Raw genomic sequence first — 5,093 nt, 5'->3', positions numbered from 1 at the left:
CTCTCTTATGTCTCAAAGGTGATTCATCGTAAGGATGGGTATAAGTATGGCTTTGTGGCCTAATGTCAAAAAAAGTCGAGTAAATCCCCTACTAGAGGTTAACCCCATCTAAATCTTGTGATTTTAGATGGGGACTGCGCTTAACCGTTGTTCAAGGGGAATGAGACTTATTTCTCAACGATCAGTTTTCCAACCATGCCGGCCCCCCGGTGAGGTTGACAATAGAATTCATATTCTCCAGCCGGAGCATCTTCGGGGATGTTGGTGGCGTAGGATTCACCAGGAGAGAACAGGAGTTTATTATGGGAGAGGCTGGCTTTATCAATTCCACCCGGAACTTTGTTGAAAACGGCGTTGTGAGGGGCCAGTTTGTTCATGACAAACTTGACGGTATCTCCGGGTTGAACGGTTAGGGTGTCGGGGACATAGACTAAGGACCCATCGTCTGCACCCATTTTGATGGTATAGGTTTCTGCCAATGCGGGAGCAGCACTAACCGCAAAGCTAGCGACGGCGAGGCACAGGATAGAGAAAAATAATCCGAGTTTCTTGAACATAATCTTTGACAGTGTGTCGTTTTTAACTGCAATACAGATTTTATCCTGTCCTGTCCCTCAAAACAAAAAGAGTTGTTTGTAGTACAACAAAAAGAGTACAGTTGGGCGGACTGTACTCCCTTGATTGATAATGAATGAGGGGCTAAGTAAGGACCGATTAGTTTACGGTTTTACCCCCACCCCACATGATGCCTTGGAGTTTCGGCTGCACGAGAATATATCCAGCAATGGCTTCTAAGTCCTCTTGACTATAGGGACGCATTTCCGGCCAGAGGTCAGAGCGACTGGTACTGGGATGTAATTCACTGATCTCAATTTCCCCATCGTAGGTGGTGGGGTTTTGCATATAGTCTGCTAAGGCTTTGATATTATCACGGGGGGGTTCTGCACCTTTGAGGTCAGAGAGTTTTAAGGTCACGTTCGGATTGGTTTTGGTTCGTCCGGCCATGTGACATTGAGAACAGGTGTTGTTAAAGAGGCGTTTGCCTTTTTCCAGTTCTTGGTTGCTGATGGTCACTTCTTCGCCAGCTTCATTCAGTGTGATGGTGCGGTATTCGGCATTCACGTCAACGGCGAAAGCGGTCGAGGTGCTGATCTGAAATCCTAACAGGACGGTTGCGATCGCAACCCAGATTAATCTTAACGGACGCATCGTTCTCCTCCAAATTTTTTTTGATTGGTATAGCAGCAATACAGCATAATCTCTATTAAACGCCTCAATCTCCCCCTCCTGTCACTTCATCTGTTCTAGGGTACATCGTTGAATGATGATGACTGGCTCAGTTCAGCATCAGGAAATGAAGATTGAGTGATTTGCTTCCTTAATATCATGCCATCCAACCGCACTCTTTTTAAGCGGGGTTTTCAGTTCTTGGGGAGAAAAGCCTCAACCCAGGCGATCCCGAAAACTCTGCTCTGTGTTACCATCTGTGGTATATTTAACCTCTTTTTTTATGAACAGGAGACATGAGTAAGGTTCTGGTGCTAAACGCCTCCTACGAACCGCTCAACATCACAAGTTGGCGACGGGCGGTTGTTCTTTTACTCAAAGGGAAAGCCGAGCAGCTTGAATATAATACCAGAGAGATTTACACTAAAATCCCTTTACCCACGGTTATTCGACTGCGTTACTATGTCCGAGTCCCATACAAGGAGATTCCCTTAACTCGACGTAATATTTTGGAGCGCGATGACCACACTTGTCAATACTGTAATTATCGTGGGGATAATTTAACCCTCGATCATGTCGTTCCTCGGTCTAGAGGGGGGAAGGACAGTTGGGATAACTTAGTTGCAGCCTGTGTGCGCTGTAATGTCAAGAAAGGCAACCGCACTCCAGAGGAAGCTCAAATGCCTCTCTCAACCCGTCCTCGTCGTCCCTATAGTAGCTTACATTTTGAGATTGCTCGCTATATCCGCAGTGGCCGTAATGAGGAGTGGAAGAAATATGTGATTGGGATTTAATTAAATTAATGGATAATGGATAATGAAAATTAAATGTTCAGGAATTCAACAAACAACCAACAATAAATAAGCTGTCGCACATTTAAATTGAGATTTTTGTCCCCTAGCCCCCTTGCCACAAGGCATTTGGGTAAAAGAAGAAGTCAATAACAGCTTAACTAAGCACAAATAACCAAGAACAAATAACCAAGCATAAATAACCAAGCATAAATAGCCAAGCACAAATTACCAAGAACCAAGAACCAAAAACCAAAATAATGACAGCTTACCTTTATCAACGCCTTCGTCTCCAGTTTGATCTTCAGTATGAGGGGATTGAGTGGGGGAGTGATTTATCGGCCATTGCGCAAACGCCTGATCATCTTCTCTGGTTTGGGTCTGATGAGGCTACCAGTATAGAATGTCTTAGTCCTCTTAATAGTTCTACGTTTGGGAATCATCGGTCTTTTCCTCTTAATCAGATTTTTCCCGATATTGACCCCGAACAGGGAGAAGTGGATATTGAAGGATTAAAGTATAATGAGGGTTATATTTGGGTTGTGGGGTCTCACAGTAGCAAGCGAAGTAAGGCGAAGGGTAAGAAAGTTAATAAAGGGGAATTGGTGGAGATTGAACGAGAACCGAATCGTTATTTGTTGGGACGTATTCCGGTACAAAATAGTGCGTTAGTCCAGCGATCGCAAGATTTAACGGCTGCTTGTCTCCAGCGAGAGGGGACGAGTAATCGTTTAATGGTCGCTTTAGCTGAAGATGAGATGTTAGGGAGTATTATTAGTTCTAATCTCCCTAGTAAGGATAATGGCTTTGATATTGAAGGAATCGCTGTAAGTGAAGACCGAATTTTTCTAGGGTTGCGGGGGCCGGTTTTACGGGGTATTGCGATTTTGCTGGAGTTAAAAGTAAAGGCAGAGAATGGTATTTTAGAATTGCAACCCATTGGTAAAGAAGACCAACTCTATCGCCAACATTTCCTCGACTTAGGCGGGATGGGAATTCGTGATCTGTGTTGGCATGGTGAGGATTTATTGGTTTTAGCTGGGCCAACTATGGATTTAGATGGGACAATCTCAGTGTATCGTCTCCCTGACCCTTTAGACTTAAAAGCGAATCGTCTCGCCTCCTTAGACAACGAGAAATTAGCTTTTTTATTCGAGATACCCCATAGTTTAGGCGGCGATCGCGCAGAAGGCATTATCCCCTACACTACAGACTGGGGAGATCAAGCCTTATTGGCCGTTTACGACTCCCCCCACCCCAACCGGGTTTTAAAACCAGGAGACGTTTTAGCGGATTTATGGAAGTTGTAGGGAGTTGGTAATGGGGGATGGGTAATGGGGGATGGGAGATGGGGAAGATGGGGAGTAACAACTGGTTACTGGTAACAGTTTACTCTCGGTGAAACTAAAAATCGCTGGAAGTTGGCTAAAAGCCTTGCTGTGATTAGTTTCTGACCTTCTTTTTAGGTTAACTTCCTCCTTATTCGGTCCTGGTTGGTGAGCTTGCCGTTCACGTAGTGTGCGCGGAGCGCAAACCACTGCCCTCTGCCATCTGCCATCTGCCTTCGGATACTGTTCCCTGTTCCCTTTTTCACAAAGAACAATCAACTCTCCAAAACATCCCAAACTTGCGGCATAGTTTCATGCTTTTCTCCATTGGCATTCACCACCACCAGTAAACCCCGTTGTTGATAAAAATTAACCAAAGGGGCCGTTTTTTGATGATATTCCACTAAACGCCGTTCAATGGCCTCCGGTTTATCATCATCCCGTTGGCCAACTGTTCCCCCACAGACATCACACACCCCTGACACCTTGGGGGGAAAATTAATTAAATGATAGGTGGCCCCGCAGTTTTGACACACCCGACGGTTGGACAGACGACGGATAATGACTTCCTTCTCCGCATTAAACTTTAGCACCTTATCCACCGCCAAATCAGGCTTTTGTTCTAAAGACTCCGCTTGGGGTATGGTGCGGGGAAACCCATCTAAAATAAAGCCATTTTGACAATCTTCTTGGTGAATGCGTTCTGAAAGTATCTCTAATACCAACTCATCGGGAACAAGTTCCCCCGTTTTCATATAACCTTCAATCTTTATCCCTAGGGGGGTTTGCAACTTCATTGCATTCCGTAATAAGTCACCTGTGGAAATTTGCGGGATTTGTTTTTTTGCCATGACCTCTTTGGCAAATGTCCCTTTTCCAACTCCCGGTGATCCCAAAAAAATTAATCTCATGCCTTTTTCAACAACACACTATGCAGCCTATTCTACGATGACAGGAGTCCCCATTTCTACTTTCTCAAATAAGGCCACAATATCTCGATTGCGCATCCGGACACAGCCATGAGACACGGCTTGGCCGATTAACTCCTCATTGGGAGTCCCATGAAAGCCGATAAAATTCTGGCCATCAGTCCAAAAGCCTATCCAACGCACTCCTAACGGGTTATTCGGTCCTGGGGTGATAATTTCTCCGGTGAAGGGGTGTTCCCAGGTGGGGTGTTCGACTTTTTGTATGACTTGGAATTCTCCCGTGGGGGTTTCCCATCCCTGGCGGCCAATGGCCACGGGGTAACTGGTGATCAGGGTTTCGCCATCGTAATAATAAACCCTGCGATCGCGCAATCGCAAAACCAACCGTTTCTCCGACACCTCCGGCAAAAACCGTGACCCATCTCCCAAAGGAGGAATATTCAACCGTCCCACCGTTACAGATTGTGCTGTGCTACGGAGGGGAAACAGCAACCCGATACTCAGACCAGCAAGAAGAAAGAAGCAAAAAAAACGTCTCACTGTTTAACTCAAAAGGTTGGGATTACGCTTTTATTATAGAATATTGCTTGATTAACTACGCTGTTGTACATTTAACTTGGTAGGTGATCCTAGGGAACTCCGGAACTGGAAGCAAGAGATTAGAGTATTTTTGCCTCACTTCAATGACCCCCACCTACTTCGTGAGGTGGGGGAGTGGGGAGAGATAACCTTCCCGTAGCTGCGAATAGCTCTCCAGGGGTATTGCGGATTAACACTACTGGTCGTTTCTCTAGACCGGATTAGCTGTAAGGGGGCGG

General features: G+C 45.6%; 6 protein-coding genes. 2 read left to right on the top strand and 4 right to left on the bottom strand.

The window, feature by feature from the left end; genetic code table 11:
* Window positions 1-167: 167 nt before the first annotated feature.
* The gene (gene petE / locus PN462_RS08265) at window positions 168-557 is read right to left on the bottom strand and encodes a plastocyanin (protein WP_272127606.1); all 390 of its coding nucleotides are present in this window, start codon (window positions 555-557) and stop codon (window positions 168-170) included.
* Window positions 558-714: 157 nt separating this feature from the next.
* Window positions 715-1,209 (bottom strand): photosystem II cytochrome c-550, encoded by a 495-nt coding sequence (psbV, locus tag PN462_RS08260; protein ID WP_272127605.1) that lies wholly within the window; start codon window positions 1,207-1,209, stop codon window positions 715-717.
* 314 nt (window positions 1,210-1,523) lie between these two features.
* Between psbV and PN462_RS08255 the strand changes: the two genes are divergently transcribed.
* Complete coding sequence (locus tag PN462_RS08255) at window positions 1,524-2,021, top strand: HNH endonuclease (protein ID WP_272127604.1); 498 nt, start codon at window positions 1,524-1,526, stop codon at window positions 2,019-2,021.
* 257 nt (window positions 2,022-2,278) lie between these two features.
* Window positions 2,279-3,328, top strand: coding sequence for a DUF3616 domain-containing protein (locus tag PN462_RS08250; protein WP_272127603.1), 1,050 nt, complete (start codon window positions 2,279-2,281; stop codon window positions 3,326-3,328).
* A gap of 293 nt (window positions 3,329-3,621) precedes the next feature.
* Here the strand turns inward: PN462_RS08250 and PN462_RS08245 are convergent, their stop codons facing one another.
* Window positions 3,622-4,257, bottom strand: coding sequence for an adenylate kinase (locus PN462_RS08245; protein WP_272127602.1), 636 nt, complete (start codon window positions 4,255-4,257; stop codon window positions 3,622-3,624).
* 27 nt (window positions 4,258-4,284) lie between these two features.
* Window positions 4,285-4,767 carry a L,D-transpeptidase gene (locus PN462_RS08240; protein ID WP_443029108.1) on the bottom strand — a complete coding sequence of 161 codons (483 nt, stop codon included), beginning with the start codon at window positions 4,765-4,767 and terminating at the stop codon, window positions 4,285-4,287.
* Between the last annotated feature and the right edge of the window lie 326 nt (window positions 4,768-5,093).

Source organism: Spirulina sp. CS-785/01 (assembly GCF_028330525.1).
Classification (GTDB): domain Bacteria; phylum Cyanobacteriota; class Cyanobacteriia; order Cyanobacteriales; family Spirulinaceae; genus JAQMSD01.
Note: the sequence above shows the minus strand (reverse complement) of the source record. Positions and strands in the feature narration are given on the sequence as shown.

What these genes read in the sequence shown, in the direction of transcription:
- PN462_RS08255 (WP_272127604.1), top strand. Translation starts at nt 1,524, where the DNA reads ATGAGTAAGGTTCTGGTGCTAAACGCCTCCTACGAACCGCTCAACATC.
- PN462_RS08245 (WP_272127602.1), bottom strand. Translation starts at nt 4,257, where the DNA reads ATGAGATTAATTTTTTTGGGATCACCGGGAGTTGGAAAAGGGACATTT.
- psbV (WP_272127605.1), bottom strand. Translation starts at nt 1,209, where the DNA reads ATGCGTCCGTTAAGATTAATCTGGGTTGCGATCGCAACCGTCCTGTTA.
- PN462_RS08250 (WP_272127603.1), top strand. Translation starts at nt 2,279, where the DNA reads ATGACAGCTTACCTTTATCAACGCCTTCGTCTCCAGTTTGATCTTCAG.
- petE (WP_272127606.1), bottom strand. Translation starts at nt 557, where the DNA reads ATGTTCAAGAAACTCGGATTATTTTTCTCTATCCTGTGCCTCGCCGTC.